This is a genomic window from Streptomyces sp. NPDC057424 (assembly GCF_042803315.1).
Lineage (GTDB): Bacteria > Actinomycetota > Actinomycetes > Streptomycetales > Streptomycetaceae > Streptomyces.
This window is the reverse complement of sequence record NZ_JBHVCP010000015.1, coordinates 70683-90230: the sequence shown is the minus strand read 5'-3', so window position 1 is coordinate 90230 and position 19548 is coordinate 70683. Positions and strand designations below refer to the sequence as shown.

At 71.0% G+C, this 19548-nt stretch carries 17 protein-coding genes and 2 pseudogenes; 9 read left to right on the top strand and 10 right to left on the bottom strand.

The genetic code is table 11. From position 1 onward, the window contains the following. Positions 1–271: 271 nt before the first annotated feature. Both ACFU3E_RS15310 and ACFU3E_RS15305 read left to right on the top strand, forming a co-directional pair. Positions 272–1620 (top strand): annotated as a pseudogene (locus ACFU3E_RS15310) (replication initiator). Positions 1621–1809: 189 nt separating this feature from the next. Then, positions 1810–2655, top strand: a complete 846-nt coding sequence (locus tag ACFU3E_RS15305) for a PIN domain-containing protein (RefSeq protein ID WP_384157042.1) — start codon at positions 1810–1812, stop codon at positions 2653–2655. A gap of 91 nt (positions 2656–2746) precedes the next feature. On the opposite strand, the gene ACFU3E_RS15300 is transcribed toward ACFU3E_RS15305, so the two are convergent. Next, positions 2747–4195, bottom strand: a complete 1449-nt coding sequence (locus tag ACFU3E_RS15300; RefSeq protein ID WP_384157177.1) for a recombinase family protein — start codon at positions 4193–4195, stop codon at positions 2747–2749. Between the two features lie 26 nt (positions 4196–4221). Between ACFU3E_RS15300 and ACFU3E_RS15295 the strand changes: the two are divergent. Both ACFU3E_RS15295 and ACFU3E_RS15290 read left to right on the top strand, forming a co-directional pair. Next, positions 4222–4344 (top strand): annotated as a pseudogene (locus ACFU3E_RS15295) (EamA family transporter); the annotation flags it as partial. A gap of 72 nt (positions 4345–4416) precedes the next feature. Beyond that, positions 4417–4692, top strand: a complete 276-nt coding sequence (locus ACFU3E_RS15290; protein WP_248503805.1) for a DUF1876 domain-containing protein — start codon at positions 4417–4419, stop codon at positions 4690–4692. On the opposite strand, the gene ACFU3E_RS15285 is transcribed toward ACFU3E_RS15290, so the two are convergent. The 6 genes from ACFU3E_RS15285 to ACFU3E_RS15260 all read right to left on the bottom strand — a co-directional run bounded on the left by ACFU3E_RS15285 (position 4689) and on the right by ACFU3E_RS15260 (position 9490). Then, complete coding sequence (locus ACFU3E_RS15285) at positions 4689–5852, bottom strand: serine hydrolase domain-containing protein (protein WP_384157038.1); 1164 nt, start codon at positions 5850–5852, stop codon at positions 4689–4691. The genes ACFU3E_RS15290 and ACFU3E_RS15285 overlap by 4 nt on opposite strands. A gap of 34 nt (positions 5853–5886) precedes the next feature. Beyond that, positions 5887–6333, bottom strand: a complete 447-nt coding sequence (locus ACFU3E_RS15280; RefSeq protein ID WP_384157034.1) for an organic hydroperoxide resistance protein — start codon at positions 6331–6333, stop codon at positions 5887–5889. 102 nt (positions 6334–6435) lie between these two features. Beyond that, on the bottom strand, positions 6436–6897 hold the full coding sequence (locus ACFU3E_RS15275) for a MarR family winged helix-turn-helix transcriptional regulator (RefSeq protein ID WP_384157031.1): 462 nt from the start codon (positions 6895–6897) through the stop codon (positions 6436–6438). Between the two features lie 10 nt (positions 6898–6907). Beyond that, a complete protein-coding gene (locus tag ACFU3E_RS15270) occupies positions 6908–7684 on the bottom strand; it encodes an energy-coupling factor ABC transporter ATP-binding protein (RefSeq protein WP_384157028.1) in 777 nt (258 codons plus the stop codon). After that, positions 7672–8433 carry a cobalt ECF transporter T component CbiQ gene (gene cbiQ, locus ACFU3E_RS15265; RefSeq protein ID WP_384157025.1) on the bottom strand — a complete coding sequence of 254 codons (762 nt, stop codon included), beginning with the start codon at positions 8431–8433 and terminating at the stop codon, positions 7672–7674. Before cbiQ ends, ACFU3E_RS15270 begins: the two co-directional genes overlap by 13 nt. A 1-nt stretch (position 8434) precedes the next feature. Further along, on the bottom strand, positions 8435–9490 hold the full coding sequence (locus tag ACFU3E_RS15260) for an energy-coupling factor ABC transporter permease (RefSeq protein ID WP_384157022.1): 1056 nt from the start codon (positions 9488–9490) through the stop codon (positions 8435–8437). A gap of 168 nt (positions 9491–9658) precedes the next feature. On the opposite strand from ACFU3E_RS15260, the gene ACFU3E_RS15255 reads away from it, so the two are divergent. Next, positions 9659–10024 (top strand): SsgA family sporulation/cell division regulator, encoded by a 366-nt coding sequence (locus ACFU3E_RS15255; RefSeq protein ID WP_384157019.1) that lies wholly within the window; start codon positions 9659–9661, stop codon positions 10022–10024. Between the two features lie 9 nt (positions 10025–10033). Here ACFU3E_RS15255 and ACFU3E_RS15250 read toward each other — a convergent pair whose 3' ends face one another. From ACFU3E_RS15250 to ACFU3E_RS15240, 3 genes are all read right to left on the bottom strand, one after another. Beyond that, on the bottom strand, positions 10034–11701 hold the full coding sequence (locus ACFU3E_RS15250) for a penicillin-binding transpeptidase domain-containing protein (RefSeq protein ID WP_384157016.1): 1668 nt from the start codon (positions 11699–11701) through the stop codon (positions 10034–10036). 96 nt (positions 11702–11797) lie between these two features. After that, entirely contained in the window at positions 11798–13432 is a 1635-nt protein-coding gene (locus ACFU3E_RS15245; RefSeq protein WP_384157012.1) for a penicillin-binding transpeptidase domain-containing protein, read from the bottom strand. A 129-nt stretch (positions 13433–13561) separates the two neighbouring features. Then, positions 13562–15310, bottom strand: a complete 1749-nt coding sequence (locus tag ACFU3E_RS15240) for a dolichyl-phosphate-mannose--protein mannosyltransferase (protein ID WP_384157010.1) — start codon at positions 15308–15310, stop codon at positions 13562–13564. A gap of 111 nt (positions 15311–15421) precedes the next feature. Here ACFU3E_RS15240 and rsmI point away from each other — a divergent pair, with 111 nt between their 5' ends. The 4 genes from rsmI (at position 15422) to ACFU3E_RS15220 (ending at position 19546) form a co-directional block, all read left to right on the top strand. Then, positions 15422–16270 (top strand): 16S rRNA (cytidine(1402)-2'-O)-methyltransferase, encoded by an 849-nt coding sequence (rsmI, locus tag ACFU3E_RS15235; RefSeq protein WP_384157007.1) that lies wholly within the window; start codon positions 15422–15424, stop codon positions 16268–16270. Between the two features lie 307 nt (positions 16271–16577). Further along, a complete protein-coding gene (locus ACFU3E_RS15230; RefSeq protein WP_384157004.1) occupies positions 16578–17006 on the top strand; it encodes a hypothetical protein in 429 nt (142 codons plus the stop codon). Positions 17007–17085: 79 nt separating this feature from the next. Next, positions 17086–17976: a TatD family hydrolase gene (locus ACFU3E_RS15225; RefSeq protein ID WP_384157000.1), complete on the top strand. Its 891-nt coding sequence runs from the start codon at positions 17086–17088 to the stop codon at positions 17974–17976. Positions 17977–18106: 130 nt separating this feature from the next. Continuing rightward, positions 18107–19546 (top strand): ubiquitin-like domain-containing protein, encoded by a 1440-nt coding sequence (locus ACFU3E_RS15220; RefSeq protein WP_384156997.1) that lies wholly within the window; start codon positions 18107–18109, stop codon positions 19544–19546. Positions 19547–19548: the final 2 nt, after the last annotated feature.

Sequence of the window (19548 nt, the reverse complement as noted above, 5' to 3'; positions counted from 1 at the left end):
CGCCGCGTGAGGTGCACCCACTGCAAGGGCGACGGAGCCCGCAAGACCTGGACCGGACGACTGCGCCGCTGCCGCGTCTGCCGGGGCACCGGAACCATCCGCTAACCCCACCACCCCGACCGACCCGACCAGGAGTGATCCCCATGACCGATGACGCGCCACCACTCACCACCCGTGCCGCTGCGGCGGCCCACCCTGGAAGGTCACCACCATCACCCCGCACCCCACCGCCCCGGCTGACCGGCGCGCCGCCCTCGACCGCGCGGCGCGCCTGCGTCAGCTCCCCGAAGCCGACCGAGACGCCCTCCGCATTGCCCAAGACCCCGACTTCCCCCGCTGGCTGCGACAGATCACCCAAACCGGCGGCTGCGCCCACCCCGTGCACCTCTCCGGCTCCACCACCACCCTGGACGGCCCAACCGGCGAAATCCTCCACCACTACGACACCCGCAACGAACCCGGCGAACGCCTCCTGGTCCGCTGCCGCAACCGCCGGGCAACGGTCTGCCCCGCCTGCTCCCGTCTCCACGCGGGCGACACCTTCCATCTCGTCCGCGCCGGTCTCACGGGCGGCAAGAACGTTCCCGCCACCGTGCGCACGCGGCCTCGCCTCTTCGTCACCCTCACCGCACCCTCCTTCGGTCCGGTCCACCGCGCGGGCCTGATATGCCGCCCCCGCCGTGACGGCGGTACTTGCGAGCACGGTCGTTCCCTCGGCTGCGGGGCCGCCCACGCTCCCGACGCCCCCGCTGTCGGACAACCCCTCTGCCCGGACTGCTACGACTACATCGCCCACGTCCTGTGGCACGCGCACGCCTCCAAGCTGTGGGACCGCTTCGTCATAGACGTCCGACGACGCCTCGCCTCCTCGGCCGGCCTCGTGCAGTCCCGCTTCGCAGCCCATGCCCGGCTGTCCTTCGCCCGCGTCGCCGAGTACCAGAAACGCGCTGCCGTCCACATTCACGCCGTGGTCCGCCTCGACGGCCCCAACGGGCCAGACGACGAACCTCCGGCCTGGGGGACCGCCGAGCACCTCACCGATGCCGTCCGGGCCTCCGCCGGACGGGTCCTTGTCCGCACCCCCTACAGTCCGGCCCTCGGCGAACTCACTCTCAATTGGGGTGCTCAGACCGACATCCGCCCCCTGCGCTCCCACGGTGACGGCCCCGACTATGACGCGGTAGCCGCATACGTCGCCAAGTACGTCTCCAAGGGCGCGGACGAGACCGGGGCCGGCACCGACCACAAGGTCACCGCTTGGGACGACATCGACGCGGCACCTGTGAGCGAACACGTCCGCGCCCTCATGCGGGCATGCTGGCGCCTCGGAGGCCTCCCTGAGTACGAACCCCTACGCCTGCGCGCCTGGACTCACACCCTCGGCTACCGGGGCCACATCCTCACCAAATCCCGCGCCTACTCGACGACGTACGCTGCGCTCCGCGCCGAACGTGCTGAGCACATGGGCCACACCGACCCTGCCGCCATGGTCACCGAGCGGTATTGGCGTTACGTCGGGTCCGGCCACACTCCTGGCGCGGCCCTCATCACGGCCGGAGTCGCCAAGACATAGCCATGAATCGCGAGATCGCTCGCGAAGAGCGTGAGGTGTCCCGATGACGAGACGCCACAATGAGCAGTGGGCTCGGGCGGTCGAGCGTCAGGCGGCCAAGTTCCCCGCACGTATCGGGGTGAAAAGTGCGGCGCGGCTAGCACGACTCCTCGGGCCTGCGCGGTGATGTGTCACCGCCTTCGGTCCTGTTCTTGAATTCCGGCGCGGTGCTGCTCCTCTTCTGCCAAGCTCTCGGTATGAGGTTGAACCTGGGCATTACCATCGCCCACGCAGATGACGTGCTTCGCCGCGCCGAGACGATTTGGGGCAATGCGCGTGGCGCCCAAGACCAATTTCGTGCCTACACCGACGCTGTCCACGATACCTACCCCGTACTAAAGCGGGTTTTCGCGACGCCGGATCTGGCCTCAACCATGCACTCTGTGGCTTATTGGAATTTGCTGCCGATTGCGCAATCACACGTGGCCACTAGTTTCACCAATGACCCCAGTGTGGCAGCGAATATGATGCGAGCCGTCCGCGCTGAGAACCAGGCGATCGCTACCGAGATCGAGAATCAGGTGAAGTGCCTAGAGCAGGCCCGTTCCGAGCTTGACGAGCTGAAGAAGCTCGCTGCCCGGCCGGGCCTCCCTGTTGTCTACGACACCAACATGCTCAACCACTGGTCGCAGCCAGGTGACATTCTGTGGCGGGACATCTTCAAGGCTCAAGGCGAGACAGTCCAAGATGCGCGACTCGTAATTCCATTGCGCGTGATCGATGAGCTGGACAAGCAGAAGTACGGTCAAGGGGAACTCGCCAAGAGGGCCACTACGGCCATCCGCTACCTTGAGCGTTTCCTCAAGGGAGGTAAGCCCGGCGAGGCTGTGCAGCTTCGCCCGGGTGCCACGTTGGAGGTGTGGGTCAATACAGATGATCGCGGTGGCGATGCCGATTTGGCGATCTTGCGTTGTGCCGCAGACCTGGACAACCTTCACCCTGGGACCGGTTGCCGTGTGCTCACCGATGACTTCGGCATGCGTCTACGCGCTCAGCAGGTCGGGCTGAAGGTCATCTCTCTGCCGCCGAACCATAAGAAGTGACAGGCGCGGTGTCGTGCTGACTTTCGGAAAACTTCGGGTTATGGCAGAGACGTACGTGCGCTTGCAATGCTGCCGACCTTGACCGGATTCTTCAGTCCAGAGGGTTCGGCTCGATCTCCACCCGGTCCGTGTCGAACCCCCTGCCCTTCCGCGTCGGCGAACGGACGATCACGGCGGCAAACAGGTATCGGTAGATCGCGTTCATGCGCGCGTGCTCCTCCGCCTCCTCCAGCTTCCTCCAGTTGGCTTCGGCCTCTGGCCCGGCGATCCCCTCCAGGACGACGACCGGTCGCTTGACGGTCTTCCGCTGCCGCTCCTTCATCCGCTTGACGATTGGCCCACGCATGGCCTGGAAGTCGGCAGTCGTGAAGTTGTCGTCGTTGAGCCACATCTCCTTCAGTTCGTTCAGCTTGGCCCTGTCCTTCTCGTCCGCCGTGATGTCTGCCTCGGGGCGCGTGGTTGTGGCGGGCTCGTAGCCGGAGGTGTCCAGCTTGGTCAGGACGCTGATTGCCACATCCCGAACGAAGTCTTCGAGCGGCCCGGCCGAGATGGAGCGGTTGCACTTCTGCTGGTCGGTGTTGTCGGAGCGGGTGCACCGGTAGTAGGCGTACCTGCCGCTGTTCGTGCCGCCCATGCGGGCGCCGCACGTGCACGTGGCGACTCCGCGCAGAAGGTAGTTTCGAACCGGGCGCTTCTTCGTGTCCTGGTGCTGTTGGGCGCGGTACTCCCTGAGCCGCTGCACCTCGTCCCACTGCCCGCGGTCGATGATGGCGGGCCACGTCCCGACGGCCACTTCCTCGCCCAGGTGGAAGCGCAGCCCGGCCACGAAGTGGGACGACAACAGATGCCGCACGTTTTCGGGGTTCCACTCTTTGCCCTTCGACGTCAGGATGCCCCGTGCTACGAGATCCTGCGCTATGCCGAGCGGCGATTCTCCGTCCAGGTAGCGGCGGTAGACCTCACGGACGATCTCTGCCTCTTCCTCGACTATTGCGCGGCCGTCGCGGGTGTAGCCGTAGGGTCGGTTGCCCACGTGTGGCCGGCCTTCGCGGGCGTGATCCTTCAGGGCGTCCTTGAGACGGCGGGACGAGTCGTCTGAGGAGCGGCACGCGTGGGCGACCTCGATGCGGAGGATGAAGCGGTCGTCGGGGTCCGAGAGATCGCGGCGGTTCGCCTCGCCGTGGAGCAGGACGCGCTTGTCGTCGGCGATGGAGAGCAGCTCTTCAAGGTCCTTGGGCTGCCGCATGAGGCGGTCGGGGTGGTAGACGATGACGTGCCGGATCTCCCCGGCCCCCATCGCCCTCAGCATTGCTTCCCAACCGGGGCGTTTCCGGTCGCGCTGCCACGCCGAGCGGTTGTTGTCGATGTAGACGTGTGTGGGCTCGATGCGGAGCTGGAGGCGTTCGGCGATGTCCCGGCAGATGCGTTCCTGCCGGTCGACGCCGGTCTGGTCCTCGTCCCTGGTGTGCGAGATGCGGCAGTAGATCGCTGCAGGCTCGCCCGGCGTGATGGCGGCCCTGGCTAACTTGGGTCGGGTCATGTCAATCACTGTATGAGCCGGGTATGACATCGATCATCGTCGGCGCGGCGATCGGGGCCGTGTTCTTCAAGGAACGCTTCGGGGCGCCGAGGATCGCGGCGGCCGGGCTGCTGGTCGTCGGGATCGGGCTGATGCTGCACGCCGGATAGGGGCCCGCCGGGCGGGTGCGTCCGGCCCGTGCGAGGAGCACCCTGGAACTAAGCGTTCCGGAGGTGATCGTCATGATGCACACCACAGTGGGGTGGCACGTCGAGATGGAGTTCACGGAGGACGACCAGCACACGCGCGCGGCCGCGTTGGTCCGCTTGCCCGACGGCAGCGAGGTACGGGCGCACGGGCACGCCAGCCGGCACCGGACCGACGCGAATCAGCCGCGGGTCGGGGAGGAGATCGCCGGGGCCCGGGCACTCAACGAACTCGCCATGGCGTTGCTGACCAAAGCCCACGAGGAGATCGACCAGGCGTCCGGCCGGACCTCGCACCCCATCCACGTCTAGAGGTTCAGCACGCCCCGCACCGCCCGCACCAGCCCCTGCGCCCGTGGGTCCGCCGTCACCGTCTTGCGGAAGCCGTTGGTGACGTAGCCGAAGGCGATCCCCGTCTCCGGGTCGGCGAAGCCGAGGGCGCCGCCGCGGCCCGGGTGGCCGAAGGAACCCGGGGTGAGCAACGGCGAGGCGCTGCCGTGCAGCATGTAGCCGAGGCCGAAGCGGGTGCCGACCACCAGAACCCGGTCGGGGCCCGCCGACTCCTCGGCCCGGGCCAGTTCCACCGTCCCGGGCGTGAAGAGGCGGGCGGCCCCGGCCGTGTCGCCGATCAGGGTCGCGTAGAAGCGGGCCAGCCCGTCCGCCGTCGCTATGGCGTTCGTCGCGGGTAGGGCGGTCGCGTGGTAGGCGGGGTCGTTCTGGTCCGGGAACGGGGAGATCGCGGCGAAGGCCCGGCGCGTGAGGGAGGCCGGGTCCTCGTAGGCCTCGGTGACCGAGCGCTTCGGACGGGCCCGCAGACCCCCGGTCGGCTCGGCCCCCTCGACGCGGCCCACGCGCCCGACCCGGCCGGCCTCCGACTCCGGCAGACCGAGCCAGAGGTCCAGCCCCAGCGGGCCGGTGACCTGCGACGCGAGCCACTCCCCGGTGCCCTGCTCGGTGACGCGCCGCACCAGTTCGTCGAGCAGCCAGCCGTAGGTGAGTGCGTGGTAGCCGTGGTCGGTGCCGGGCTCCCAGGCCGGGGCCTGAGCGGCGAGGGCCGCGGGCCCCTTCGACGGGTCGAGGGCCTCCTGCGGGGTCAGCGGCCGGTCGAGGACCGGCAGCCCGGCCCGGTGGTTCAGCACGTGCCGGACCAGGATCCGCTCCTTGCCCTGCGCCTTGAACTCCGGCCAGTAGTGCCCCACCGGCGCGTCCAGGTCCAACTGCCCGCGCTGGTGCAGCAGCAGGAGGACGGCGGCGGCGACCCCCTTCGTCGCCGAGCGCACCACCTGGGCGGTGCCGCGCTCCCAGGGAGCCGTGCCGTCGACGTCCTTGGTGCCGCCCCACAGGTCGACGACCTTCTGCCCGTCCCGGTAGACGGCGACCGCCGCGCCCCGGTCCCCGAGCGTCTCGAAGTTCCGTATGAACGCTTCCCTGACCGGCTCGAAGCCCTCGGCGACTGTGCCGTTCACGTCCACGTCCGCACTCCTCGAATGGCTCGGCTGCTCGGCACTAGCCAAGCAGGATGGTCACGTCGATGTTCCCGCGGGTCGCGTTCGAGTACGGGCACACCTCGTGGGCGGCGTCCACCAGCCTGGTCGCGAGGTCCGGGTCGACCACCGGCAGGGAGACGCTGAGGGCGACCGCGAGGCCGTAGCCGCGTTGCTGGTTGGGGCCGATGCCGACCTTCGCGGAGACCGTGGAGCCGGTCAGGTCGTAGCCCTCGCGGTTGCCGACGAGGATCAGGGCGTTGTGGAAGCAGGAGCTGTAGCCGGCCGCGAAGAGCTGTTCCGGGTTGGTGCCGTTGCCGTCGCCGCCGAGCTGCGGGGGCATCGCGACCTTGAGGTCGAGCTGTCCGTCCTGGCTGGTGACGTAGCCGTCGCGACCGCCGTGGGCGGTGGCCTCCGCCACGAACATGATCTTCGTCGGGCGGGTGTCGACGGCGGGGCCGTCAGTCATGCTGTCCTCCCCCGGAACCAGGTGTGCACAAACACATCGTGCACAAGGTACTGGCCGGTAACTCCCCTGTCGTGACCAGGGGGCGGCAACCGGGGGTAACCCTCAGCGGGCCCGGCCCGCCGCCGACTCCGCCCGCTCGGCCAGCCGCCACAGCTCCGCACGCAACCGCCCGGCCTCCGCCGCGTCCAGCCCGGTCGCCCTGACCAGCGCGCCGGGCACCCGCCCCGCCCGCTCCCGGAGCTCCTCCCCGCGCCCGGTCACGGCCACGAGCACCGACCGCTCGTCCCGCGCCGACCGCTCACGCCGGACCAGACCGGCCGCCTCGAGCCGCTTCAGCAGCGGCGAGACCGTGCCGTAGTCGAGGCGCAGGGCCGCGGCCAGCTCCTTCACCGTCGTCTCGCCACGCTCCCAGAGGACCAGCAGGACCAGGTACTGCGGATAGGTGAGGCCCAGTTCGTCGAGGAGCGGGCGGTACGCCGCCGTCACCGCGCGCTGGGCGGCGTACAGCGCGAAGCACAGCTGCTCGTCCAGCAGCAGTGATCCGTCGCTCTCCTCGTTCGTCACGCGCCCATTGTCAGGGACGGGCCGCAGCCGCCGGGACGGAACGCGGATCGAAACCGAACGGCAGCTCCAGACGGTGGGCCCGCATCAGCTCCTCGTCGGAGAGCAGCTCACCGGTCGGACCGTCGGCCGCGATCACCCCGTCACTGAGGATCAGGGAGCGCGGGCACAGCTCCAGGGCGTAGGGCAGATCGTGCGTGACCATCAGCACGGTCACGTCCAGGGAGCGCAGGATGTCCGCCAGCTCGCGGCGGGAGGCGGGGTCGAGGTTGGAGGAGGGCTCGTCCAGGACGAGGATCTCCGGCTCCATCGCCAGCACGGTCGCGACGGCCACGCGGCGGCGCTGGCCGAAGGAGAGATGGTGCGGCGGGCGGTCCTTGAACCCGGCCATGCCGACCCGCTCCAGCGCCCGGTCCACGCGCTCCTCCAGCTCTGTCCCCCTCAGCCCGGCCGCCGCGGGCCCGAAGGCCACGTCCTCCCGGACCGTCGGCATGAACAGCTGGTCGTCCGGGTCCTGGAAGACGATGCCGACCCGGCGCCGCACCTCGGCCATGTTCCGCTTGTCGACGGACAGCCCGGCGACCTCCACCGTGCCGGCGCCGCCGGTCAGAATGCCGTTGAGGTGCAGCACGAGAGTCGTCTTGCCGGCGCCGTTCGGCCCGAGCAGCGCGACCCGTTCGCCGCGCGCGACCGAGAAGTCCACGCCGAAGAGGGCCTGATGGCCGTCGGGGTAGGCGAAGGCCAGTCCGGCCACGTCGAGCGAAGGCGTCACATCAGTCACAGCATCCATCCCAGCAGACAGACGAGCAGAGCGGCGCAGGGGAGGGCGAGGGCGTACGACCACTGCGCCCGGGACGCGGTCACCTCGTCGATGACGGGCATGGAGCCGGCGTAGCCGCGGCTGACCATGGCCAGGTGGACGCGCTCGCCGCGCTCGTAGGAGCGGATGAACAGCGCGCCGGCCGACTTGGCGAGGACGCCCCAGTGCTTGATGCCCCTGGCCTCGAAGCCGCGTGACTCCCGGGCGATCCGCATGCGCCGCATCTCGTCGGTGATGACGTCGCCGTAGCGGATCATGAAGGACGCGATCTGCACGAGGAGCGGCGGGAGCTTGAGGCGCTGCAGGCCGAGGAGCAGTTCGCGCAGCTCGGTCGTGGCGGCCAGCAGCACCGAGGCCGCGACGCCGAGGGTGCCCTTGGCGAGCACGTTCCAGGCGCCCCACAGGCCGTTCACGCTCAGGGACAGGCCGAGGACGTCGACCCGCTCGCCCTCCGCCACGAACGGCATGAGCACCGCGAACGCGACGAACGGCACCTCGATCAGCAGCCGCCTCAGCAGGAAGGCGGCGGGCACGCGCGCGACGCAGGCGACGGCCCCGAGCAGCACGGCGTACAGCCCGAACGCCCACATCGCCTCGCGCGGCGTCGACACCACGACCACCACGAAGGTGAACACCGCCGCGAGCTTGGTGTGCGGCGGCAGGCCGTGCACGGGCGAGTGCCCGTGCCGGTACAGCTTGTGCGCGTGCCCCGCCCCCATGTCAGACGCTCGTCGTGTTCGGCGGGGAGGCGTCGGCCGTACGGCGGCGGCGCACGGTCCAGAACACACCGGTGCCCGCGACGACCGTGACCCCCACGCCGATGACGCCCGCCAGCCCCCCGGACAGGCGGGCGTCGTCGACGTCCTTGACCCCGTAGTCGGCGAGCGGGGAGTCGGCCACCGCGTGCTCCTCGGTCTTCTTGTCGATGCCGTGGTCGGCGGCGACCTTCTCCAGACCGTCGGGGTTCGCGGAGGCGTAGAAGCTGACGAAGCCGGCCAGCACGAGGGAGGCGACCAGGCCGGCGGCCCACACCTTGCGGTGCGAGGTCCGGGCGGCCACCGGGGCGGTCTCCGGCTCGGCACCGGGTGCGTCGACCAGTTCGCCGTTCACCCGCAGCTTGAGCCTCTGCGTCAGTCCGCGCGCCCCGTAGACCAGGTCGGGGCGTACGGCGATGACCGCGCCGACGGTCAGCGCGGTGATCACGGCCTCGCCGATGCCGATCAGGACGTGCACGCCGACCATGGCGGTGGCGACCTTGCCGATCGACACGTCGGTGGTGCCGCCGACGGCGTACATCAGCGTGAAGGCCAGCGCGGCGGCCGGGACGGAGACCAGGGCGGCGACGAAGGAGGCGACGGTGACCGAACGGTGGGTGCGGGGCAGCACCTTCACCAGGCCGCGGAAGAGGGCGTAGGCGACGACCGTCGTGACGATCGCCATGTTGGTGATGTTGACGCCGAGCGCGGTCAGCCCGCCGTCCGCGAAGAGGATGGCCTGCATCAGCAGGACGACGGAGACACACAGGACCCCGGTGTAGGGGCCGACGAGTATCGCCGCCAGCGCACCGCCGAGCAGATGGCCGCTGGTCCCCGCCGCGACGGGGAAGTTCAGCATCTGCACCGCGAAGATGAACGCCGCGACGAGCCCGGCCAGCGGCGCCGTGCGCTCGTCGAGTTCGCGGCGTGCGCCGCGCAGGCTTACGGCGATGGCGCCCGCGGCGATCACACCGGTGGCGGCGGAGGTGGGCGCGTTGATGAATCCGTCAGGTACATGCACCGTTCGATGATGTGGCTTGATGCGAATGGTTTGCAAGAGCGGGCCGCTCGTTTTATCTCACCGGGGATATGTCCGGCTCCAGGGGCGCAATCCGGAAAACATGCGACATTGGAGGGGGAGTGGGCGCATGGTTTCCACTCGGATTGCGCACGGTGAAGGGGCTGTCCGATGTCCGTAGTCGAGCAGTACGCGCGAGCCCACATCGTCTCGGACGCGGCCGTGCCGCTCGTCGACGAGCTGGAGGCGGTTCCGGTCACCCTGCGGTACGACCCCGACCACGACCCCCGGGTGGTCCGCATGGGGCTGCCAGGGGCCGGGGGACGCGAGTGGACCTTCGGCCGCGAGCTGCTGGAAGAGGGGCTGCGGGCCCCCGCCGGGAGCGGCGAGGTGCGGGTGTGGCCGTGCGGCCGGGTGCAGGTCGTGGTGGAGTTCCACTCCGCGCAGGGCGTGTCGGTGGTGCAGTTCGAGCGGCAGGCGCTGCTGCGGTTCCTGCGGCGGACGTACATGGCCGTCGCGGAACCCGTCACGCACTGAAACCGGTGCTCAGTCCCCCTGCTTCAGCAGTGCCGCCACGATCGGACCGGCCGTCGAGCCGCCGTGCCCGCCCTGCTGGACCACGCCCGCGGCGGCCAGGTCGCCCCGGTAGGCCGTGAACCAGCCGTTCGGCTTCTTCTGCCCGTCGACCTCGGCGGACCCGGTCTTCGCACCGGCATCGCCGCCGACCCCGGCCATCGCCTCCGCTGCCGTGCCGTACGCGGCCGTGTACGACATCAGCTCACGCAGCTGGGACAGGGTGCTCGCCGGCATCGTGCGCGAGGCCTTGGCCAGCTTGCGCCCGTCCACGTCCGGGGAGACCAGGTACGGCTGGTGGAAGGTGCCGGACTTGACGGTCGCCGACACCGAGGCCATGTTCAGCGGGTTCATGCGGACCCCGCCCTGCCCGATCAGCGAGGCGCCCATCTGGGCCGCCGACTGCACGGGCACCGCCCCGTCGAAGGACGGCACACCGATCGCCCAGTTGTTCAGCCCCAGGCCGTAGACCTGCTGGGCCTCCTTGGTCAGGTCGTCGTTCTTCAGCTTCGGGGCCTGGCTGATGAAGGCCGTGTTGCAGGAGCGGGCGAAGCTGGCCTTGAAGGTGCCGTTCTTGATCTGGAACTTGTCGAGGTTCTGGAACTTCCAGTGCCCGTACGTGAAGTACTTCGGGCACGGGTGCTTCTTGTCCGCCGAGGCCAGCCCCTTCTCCAGCAGCAGCGAGGTGGTGATGACCTTCATCGTGGAACCGGGGGCCAGGGAGCCCTGGAAGGCGGTGTTGAAGCCGCGGGAGGCGTTGGCGGCGGCCAGGATCTCGCCGGTCGACGCCCGCACCACGGCCACCGACGACCTGGCCTTCTTCGCGACCTGCCGCTCGGCCGCCGCCTGCAGGGCGGGATCCAGCGTGGTCTTCACCGTGCCGGGAGTGCCCTCGCTCAGCTCCAGCAGCGTCTTGTCGGAGAGGTCCTTCGCCTTGGCGGACTTCCCGCGCACGACCCGCAGTTCGATGCCGGCCTTGCCGCCGGCCACCTTGCCGTACTTCTCGCGCAGTCCGTCCAGGATCGGGCCGATCGAGGCGTACGCGTCCTTGGTCAGTTCGCCGCCGTCCCGGTCGAGGGCCTTGACCGGGGGTGTGCCGGCCGCGCCGGTGACCAGCGTGTCGCCGTCCTTCAGGGCTGGGTGCACGACCGCCGCGTGCCAGTCGACCAGCGGCTTCCCGTCGGCAGTGCGGCGCACGACGGTGAGGGCGCTGTCGTAGGCCAGCGGCTTGTCCGTTCCCTTGTAGGACACCGTGCCCTTGACGGAGAACGGCACCTTGTCGCCGGTGGGCTTGCCCGGGGTGAGGGTGACGTTCTTGATGCGGGCGTCCTTGGCGAAGCCGGTGAGCAGCCGCTGGGCCGCGGAGGCGTCGTCGGTGGCCGCGGCGGCCTGCGGGACCTTTCCGGACTGCCAGGCGGTGAGGAAGGCGCGGGCGGTGGTGGTGACCTCGGCCGGGGACAGCGGGCCGGTCTTCACCTCGGCCTTCTGGTCCGACGCCCGCGCCCCGTCGTCGGCGGCGGCGCCACCGCCGTACAGCGCGTAGGCACCGGCCCCGGCGCCCACGACGACCACGGCGATCACCCCGCCGATCACGGCGGGTCTCGTCTTCCGTCGCTCGGCGACGCGCCTTCTGTTGCCCACTGTCGTTCTTTCCTCCGCGATTCCCCAGGGTCCCCGTTGCCCTCAGCTGTCCCAACGACGGCCACCACCCTAGAGTCCCCTCCCGCGGAGGTGAGATCAGCCACCCGTTCGTAGCACGGCTGCGACAATCGGCCCGGCCGCGTCGCCGCCGTGGCCGCCCTCCTCGGTCATGGCCGCCGCGGCGATGTCGTTCCGGAACCCTGTGAACCAGCTGTTGGACTTTGCGTTGCCGTCGACCTCGGCGGACCCGGTCTTGGCGCCGATGTCGCCGCCGAGTCCGCGCATGGCCTTCTCGGCGGTGCCCTGCGTGGCGGTGAGCCGCATCATCTGCTTGAGCTGGGCGGCGGTGCTCGCCCGCAAGCCCTCGGCCCGGGCCAGCTCCCGGCCGTCCAGCTCGGGCGAGACCAGGTAGGGCTGGCGGAAGGCGCCGGTGATCGCGGTCGCGGTCACGGAGGCCATGTTCAGCGGGCTCATCTGGACCTGGCCCTGCCCGATGGCGCCCGCCGCCCGGTCCGGCCCGCCGACCGCGGGGACACGGCCGTCGAAGGAGACGGTGCCGGTCTTCCAGTCGTCCTGCCCCAGCCCGAAGCGCTCCTCGGCCTCCTGGGTCAGCGAGGCGTCCGTGAGCGGCTTCTCGTCGATGAGCTTGATGAAGGCGGTGTTGCAGGACCGCATGAAGCTGTTGGCCAGCGTCGCGCTCTCGTTGGGCTTCATGCCGGTCAGGTTCTTGAACGTCTGGCTCTGCCACACGGCGGTGTCGGGGCAGGGGGCCGGACCGTTCATCGACGTCACGCCGTTGTCGATGAGCATCGCGGCGGTGATGATCTTCATGGTGGAGCCGGGGGCCGCCTGACCCTCGAAGGCCGCGTTGAAGCCGTCCGTGCGGTTGTTGGCCACGGCCAGCACCTCGCCGGTGCTCGGTTTGACGGCCACCACCGACGACTGGGCGAACCGCTTGACCGCCTTCTCGGCCGCCGCCTGCGCGCTCGGGCTGATCGTGGTGGTGAGCTTGCCCGGCTTGCCCTCGGCGAGGGTGAGCAGCGGGGTGTCGGGAGCGCCGTTGCCGTCGTGCCGGACGACCAGTTCGATGCCGGGTGTGCCGCCGGCCTTCTCGCCGTACTTGTCGCGCAGGGCGTCCAGGACCGGGCCGAGGGAGGGGTACTTCTCCTTCGTCAGCTCGGAGCCGTCGCGACCCACGGCCTCGATGGGCGGGGTGGCCGACTGCTCGGTGACGAGGGTGTCTTCCTTTTTCAGCTCGGGGTGCACCACGGACGGCTGCCAGTCGACCAGCGCCCGCCCGGTGGTCAGTCCGCGCACGACCTTCAGCGTGCTCCGGTAGCTCAGCGGCTTGGACTTCCCGTCGTGCACCACCTTCGCTTTCACCGTGTACGGCACGGTGGTGCCCCGGGCCGCGTCCGGTGTGATCTTCACGTCGGTGATGTGCGCGTCGTCGCTGAAGGCGGTGAGCAGCCGCTCGGCGGCCGCGTCGTTGTTCGTGTACGACGCCGCCGTCGCGGTCGCTCCCGTCTGCCAGGCCGCGAAGAACTTGGCGGTGGTCTTCTCGACCTCGTCCTTGCCGGGCGGCCCCGTCCTCTTCTCCGCGGACACCCCGTTCGTGCCGCCCCCGTCACCGTTCAGCGCGCTCACGATGTTGTAGGTGCCGTACCCGGCCCCGCCCACCATCACCGCGAACACCCCGCCTATGACGGCGGCTTTGACCCCCTTGGTCATAGGGCGGCCCCCTCCCCGTTGAGCCTCACGCGCTCCTTTGAACGCGTTCAGAAAGCTCGGTCCCGGGAGCACTCTATGTGTAAGCGGTTGCTACCGGGCAGGGAGTTTCGATTTGTGACCGAACGTAGATCAGACCCAGGTGTCCAGCCACATCCGCGCCCGCCAGTCGTCGATGGGGATGGCCTGGCCGGTGTACAGGGGCCAGAAGTAGATGAAGTTCCAGGTGATCAGGAGGACCAGGACGCCCGCGGCTGTGGCGCCCACGACGCGGCGGGTGTCGGTGGAGCGGGGTGGTCCGATGATCGCGCCGAGGAGCATCGCCACCGCCAGGCACAGGAACGGGAGGAAGACGACGGCGTAGAAGAAGAAGATCGTGCGCTCCTGGTACATGAACCAGGGCAGGTAGCCGGCCGCGATGGCGCAGACGATGGCGCCCGCCCGCCAGTCACGGCGGAAGAACCAGCGCCAGAGCACGTAGAGGACCGCGAAGCAGGCGACCCACCACAGCAGCGGCGTGCCGAGGGCGAGGACCTCGCGGGCGCACTTCTCGCCGGCGTCGGAGGGGCAGCCGTCCTTGCCGGGCGCCGGGGACTCGTAGAAGTAGGACACCGGGCGGCCGAGGACGAGCCAGCTCCACGGGTTGGACTGGTACGTGTGCGGCGAGGACAGGCCGACGTGGAACTCGTACACCTGGTGCTCGTAGTGCCACAGGCTGCGCAGCCAGTCGGGCAGGAACGTCCAGCTGCCGCCCTCGCCGCTGGTCGCGGCCCAGTTGCGGAAGTAGCCGCCGGAGCCGTTCGTGGCGGAGAGGATCCAGCCGGTCCAGGACACGACGTAGGTGACCAGGGCGACCGGGACCGTGGCGAGGAACGCGAGGCCCGTGTCGCGCTTGAGGACCGCCGAGTACGGGTGGCGGGCACCGGCGACCCGGCGCGAGCCGACGTCCCACAACACCGCCATCAGGCAGAACGCGGCCAGGATGTAGAGGCCGTTCCACTTCGTGCCGATGGCCAGGCCCAGCATCAGGCCCGCCGCCCAGCGCCAGGGGCGCCATCCCAGGCGGGCCGTCTCGGCCGTGTGCCGGTCGGGCCGGGCCCGGCCGTCGCCGTCCAGCGGCAGCGCGGCCGCGAGTTTCTCGCGGGCCCTGTCCCGGTCGACCAGCAGACAACCGAACGCGGCCAGCACGAAGAACATCAGCACGCCGTCGAGCAGTGCCGTGCGGCTCATCACGAAGTGCAGGCCGTCCACCGCCATCAGCGCGCCCGCGAGGCACCCCAGGGCGGTGGAGCGGAACAGGCGGCGGCCGATCCGGCACAGCAGCAGCACGGACAGCGTGCCGAGCAGCGCCGTCATGAACCGCCAGCCGAAGGGATCGAACCCGAACAACAGCTCGCCGAGCCCGATGACGTACTTGCCGACCGGCGGGTGCACCACGTACGCCGCGTCCGTCGGGAGCGTGACGTTCCCACCCGACGACAGGACCAGGTCGTTGGCGTTCTTGTCCCAGTTGAGTTCGAACCCGCGGTGGACCAGCGCCCACGCGTCCTTCGCGTAGTACGTCTCGTCGAATATCACCGCCCTGGGGCTGCCCAGGTTCCAGAACCGCAGCACACCCGCAAGCAGCGTGACGAGCAGCGGGCCGATCCAGCCCGACCAGCGCACCAGCCGCCCCGCGAGCGGGTGCGGGACGCCGAGCCACGCCCACAGGCGGGGGGAGGGCTCGGTGTACGGCGGCACCAGGCGGTCACGGACGTCGCCGGCGTCGCTTCCGGGTTGCCCCTGGTAGCCGAAGCGGCGCAGCCGCTGCTGCCAGGACGGCCGCTGGTCGAGCGGCGCCTGGCCCTGACGGGTGTCCGTGGAGGACGCGGTACTGGTCACCGCGCCATCGTAGGGAACCGTTCTGTGTGAGTCCCGTGCATGGCCGGTATGCGTCCGCATCCTCCGCCCCTGGGAGGAGTCCGCACCGTCTGCCCCTGGGAGGATGGGAACGTGATCGGAACCCTCGTACTCGCAGGCACCCCCATCGGCGACATCGCGGACGCCCCTCCCCGGCTCGCCGAGGAACTGGCCGGAGCCGATGTCGTCGCCGCCGAGGACACGCGGCGGCTGCGCCGGCTGACCCAGGCGCTCGGCGTCACACCCAAGGGCCGGGTGGTGTCGTACTTCGAGGGCAACGAGTCCGCCCGGACGCCGGAGCTGGTCGAGGAGCTGGTGGGCGGGGCCCGGGTGCTGCTGGTGACCGACGCGGGGATGCCGTCGGTGTCCGATCCGGGGTACCGGCTGGTCGCCGCCGCGGTCGAGCGGGACGTGCGGGTCACCGCCGTGCCCGGGCCGTCCGCGGTCCTCACCGCCCTCGCGCTGTCCGGACTGCCCGTCGACCGGTTCTGCTTCGAGGGGTTCCTGCCGCGCAAGGCGGGGGAGCGGCTGGGGCGGCTGCGGGAGGTCGCCGGGGAGCGGCGCACGCTCGTCTACTTCGAGGCTCCCCACCGGCTCGACGACACCCTGTCGGCCATGGCCGAGGTGTTCGGGGCCGAGCGGCGGGCCGCGGTGTGCCGGGAGCTGACCAAGACGTACGAGGAGGTCCGGCGGGGCGGGCTGGGCGAGCTCGCCGCGTGGGCCGCGGAGGGAGTGCGCGGCGAGATCACCGTCGTGGTGGAGGGGGCGCCGGAGAAGGGGCCCGATGAGGTCGGGCCGGAGGAGCTGGTGCGGCGGGTGCGGGTGCGGGAGGAAGCGGGGGAGCGGCGCAAGGAGGCGATCGCCGCGGTGGCGGTGGAGGCCGGGGTGCCGAAGCGGGTGGTCTTCGATGCGGTGGTCGCCGCGAAGAACGCGGCGGGGTGACCGGGTTCGGGGTGGGGCTCGGGATGCTCTGCGGGGCGCGGGTCGTGTGAGGTCGATCGCGCCAGGCGGCGGAGCCGCACATGGCTACGGCCCCGCGCCTCCAGGCGGGGCGTGAGCCCCTTCTGAGCAGGGCGCATGTCGGATGAGCGGGCGCCCCATGGGTGGGTAAAGCGCAAGGGGTGCAGGGGCAAGGGACGCCCAAATCGGGGCCAACAGTCGACAGGTCTGCTGCCATCGGTCCGGCCGAGGAGTCCACTGGGGTGCGGGGACGGAACCGTCCTCACGCCACAGCGGAACAGGAGCTGGCATGAGTGAGATCGCAGGGCAGACCGGGCTCCGCGCCGGTGCGACCGCAGTCGTCGACGAGTCCTACTCCTTCGCCTGCATGCGGTGCGGGCACGGCTGGGAGCAGTCGTACGAGATAGAGCACCACACGGACGCCGCGGGTCACGAGTTCGTCCTCTACGTGGCGGACGGCAAGGTGGTGCCCTCCCCGTTGAGCAGGCCCGAATGCCAGAACTGCGGCAGTCACGTCGTGCGGATCATGCGGCCCGGGCGGGTCGCGTCGGCGCGCGACGCGGCGCACCGGCCCCACCGGGTGCCGCGGCCCGCCGGGCCCGTGGAGGCCCCCACCACGGGCGCCGAGGCCGGGCCGACGGCCGGTCGGGAGCAGCGCGAGCACCACCACTGGCACCTCTCCGACCTGCTGCACCCCTTCCACCGCAAGGCGAGCTGACCCGTCCGGCTTCCCTGGCGGACGCCCTCCCCGGCCCTCCTCCACCGGGGAGGGCGTGCCCCTTTCGTAGGATCGGGGCATGCCTTCGAACGACTCCGGCCGCCAGGACAAGAACGCGGCCCCGCCCCTCCCGGAGCCCCTGCGGGTGCCGGTCGCCGACTCCCACACCCACCTGGACATGCAGTCCGGCACGGTCGGGGAGGCGCTGGCGAAGGCGGCGTCGGTCGGCGTGACGACGGTCGTGCAGGTCGGCTGCGACCTCAAGGGCTCCCGGTGGGCGGCCGAGACGGCGGCGGCCCACGACGCCGTCCACGCGACGGTCGCCCTGCACCCCAACGAGGCGCCCCGGATCGTCCACGGCGACCCCGACGGCTGGTCGAGGCAGGGTGCCCGCGAACCCGGCGGCCAGGCGGCGCTGGACGACGCGCTCGCCGAGATCGACCGGCTGGCCGCGCTGGAGCAGGTCAAGGGCGTCGGTGAGACGGGTCTCGACTACTTCCGCACCGGGCCGGAGGGCAAGGACGCGCAGGAGCGGTCCTTCCGCGCCCATATCGAGATCGCCAAGCGGCACGGCAAGGCCCTGGTCATCCACGACCGCGAGGCCCACGCCGACGTCCTGCGCGTGCTGAAGGAGGAGGGCGCCCCCGAGCGGACCGTCTTCCACTGCTACTCCGGCGACGCCGAGATGGCGCAGATCTGCGCCGGCGCGGGCTACTTCATGTCCTTCGCCGGCAACGTCACCTTCAAGAACGCCCAGAACCTGCGGGACGCGGTGGCGGTGGCCCCGCTGGAGCTCCTCCTCGTGGAGACGGACGCGCCCTTCCTCACCCCGGCGCCCTACCGCGGGCGGCCGGGCGCCCCGTATCTGGTGCCGGTCACCGTGCGGGCCATGGCCGAGGTGCGCGGCGTCGACGAGGACACGCTGGCCACCGCCCTCGGCGCCAACACGGCACGCGCGTTCGGTTACTGACCCCGCCCGCCGAGCTCGCCGCACGACTGTGCGTAGCCGCGTCGCTTTGGAGAGTGACGAACGCTCCGCTAGGTTCTGGGGGCCCGATCCGGACCCCTCTGGACCCCTCCGGCCCCTGGAGCGTGTCGGCGTGAGCAACTCGCGGTACGAGACGTACGAGACGTATGGCCCGGCCTACGCCGACCCGGTGTACGGCGGCTTCGGCGCGCCGCCGGCCGACCTGCACAGCGCCGAGACACTCGGCTACGGGACGCCCGGGGCACCCGGCGCCCACGAGGACACCTACCGGCCCGCCTACGAGGCGCCGACCCTGCCCGGGCTGCCCCGGCAGGGCACTGCGGACGACGAACCCGCGCCCGGTTCCGCCGGGCACCCCGATCCGGGCCCGGGAACGCGCGCCGGATCGCGTGCCGCGGCGCGCACCGGCTCGCACCGCAGGGCCGCACGCCGGCGCAAGGCGCGCTACGCCGAGCGCCCGGACAGCCCCATGCGGAGGCTGCTCCCGCAGGCCCTGGTCGTCGCCTTCCTGGCGGGCGGCACCACGGCCTTCGTCGCCAAGGACAAGGCGATCGAGCTGAACGTCGACGGCAAGGCGCGCACCCTGCACACCTTCGCCGACGACGTCACCGAGCTGCTGGTGGAGGAAGGCGTCGAGGTCGGCGCCCACGACGTGGTCGCGCCCGGCCCCGGCACGGAGCTCAGCAGCGGCGACGAGGTCGCCGTGCACTTCGCCCGCCCCGTGCGGCTCACCCTCGACGGACACCGCCGTGAGGTGTGGACGACCGCCCACACGGTGGCGGGGGCGCTGCGGCAGCTCGGTGTGCGGCAGGAGGGCGCGTACGTGTCCACGTCGCGCTCCCGGCACATCGGGCGCGAGGGGCTCGCCCTGGACGTGCGGACCGAGCGCACGGTCACGATCATGGCGGACGGCCGCGCCCGCACCGTGCGCACCAACGCGGCGACCGTACGGGAGGCCGTCGAGGAGGCCGGGATCACGCTGCGCGGCCAGGACACCACGTCGGTCCCGCAGGGGAGCTTCCCGCGCGACGGGCAGACCGTGACGGTGCTGCGGATCACCGGCGGCAGGGAGGTCCGCGAGGAGCCGATCCCGTTCCAGGTGCGGCGGACGGAGGACCCCGCCCTGTTCCGGGGCACGGAGGTCGTGGAGCGCGCGGGCGAGCCGGGCCTGCGCCGGGTCACCTTCTCCCTGCGCACGGTCAACGGCGTCAGGCAGACGCCGCGCCGGATCAGGTCCGAGGTGGTGCGCGAACCGCGCCCGCAGGTGGTGAAGGTCGGCACCAGACAGCGCCCGGCGTCCGTGCGGGGCGCCGACCACCTCGACTGGCAGGGCCTCGCGGCCTGCGAGTCCGGCGGCCGCCCCGACGCGGTCGACTCCTCGGGCACCTACGGCGGCCTCTACCAGTTCGACACCCAGACCTGGCAGGCCCTCGGCGGCAGCGGCCGCCCCCAGGACGCCCCGGCGGCGGAGCAGACGTACCGGGCCAAGAAGCTGTACGTGCGGCGGGGAGCCAGTCCGTGGCCGCACTGCGGGGGGCGACTGCGCGGATAGGG

Bases quoted from the DNA above. Each gene is read 5' to 3' on its own strand.
- ACFU3E_RS15305 (WP_384157042.1), top strand. From the start codon at position 1,810: ATGAGGTTGAACCTGGGCATTACCATCGCCCACGCAGATGACGTGCTT.
- ACFU3E_RS15300 (WP_384157177.1), bottom strand. From the start codon at position 4,195: ATGACCCGACCCAAGTTAGCCAGGGCCGCCATCACGCCGGGCGAGCCT.
- ACFU3E_RS15290 (WP_248503805.1), top strand. From the start codon at position 4,417: ATGATGCACACCACAGTGGGGTGGCACGTCGAGATGGAGTTCACGGAG.
- ACFU3E_RS15280 (WP_384157034.1), bottom strand. From the start codon at position 6,333: ATGACTGACGGCCCCGCCGTCGACACCCGCCCGACGAAGATCATGTTC.
- ACFU3E_RS15270 (WP_384157028.1), bottom strand. From the start codon at position 7,684: ATGGATGCTGTGACTGATGTGACGCCTTCGCTCGACGTGGCCGGACTG.
- cbiQ (WP_384157025.1), bottom strand. From the start codon at position 8,433: ATGGGGGCGGGGCACGCGCACAAGCTGTACCGGCACGGGCACTCGCCC.
- ACFU3E_RS15255 (WP_384157019.1), top strand. From the start codon at position 9,659: ATGTCCGTAGTCGAGCAGTACGCGCGAGCCCACATCGTCTCGGACGCG.
- ACFU3E_RS15245 (WP_384157012.1), bottom strand. From the start codon at position 13,432: ATGACCAAGGGGGTCAAAGCCGCCGTCATAGGCGGGGTGTTCGCGGTG.
- ACFU3E_RS15230 (WP_384157004.1), top strand. From the start codon at position 16,578: ATGAGTGAGATCGCAGGGCAGACCGGGCTCCGCGCCGGTGCGACCGCA.
- ACFU3E_RS15225 (WP_384157000.1), top strand. From the start codon at position 17,086: ATGCCTTCGAACGACTCCGGCCGCCAGGACAAGAACGCGGCCCCGCCC.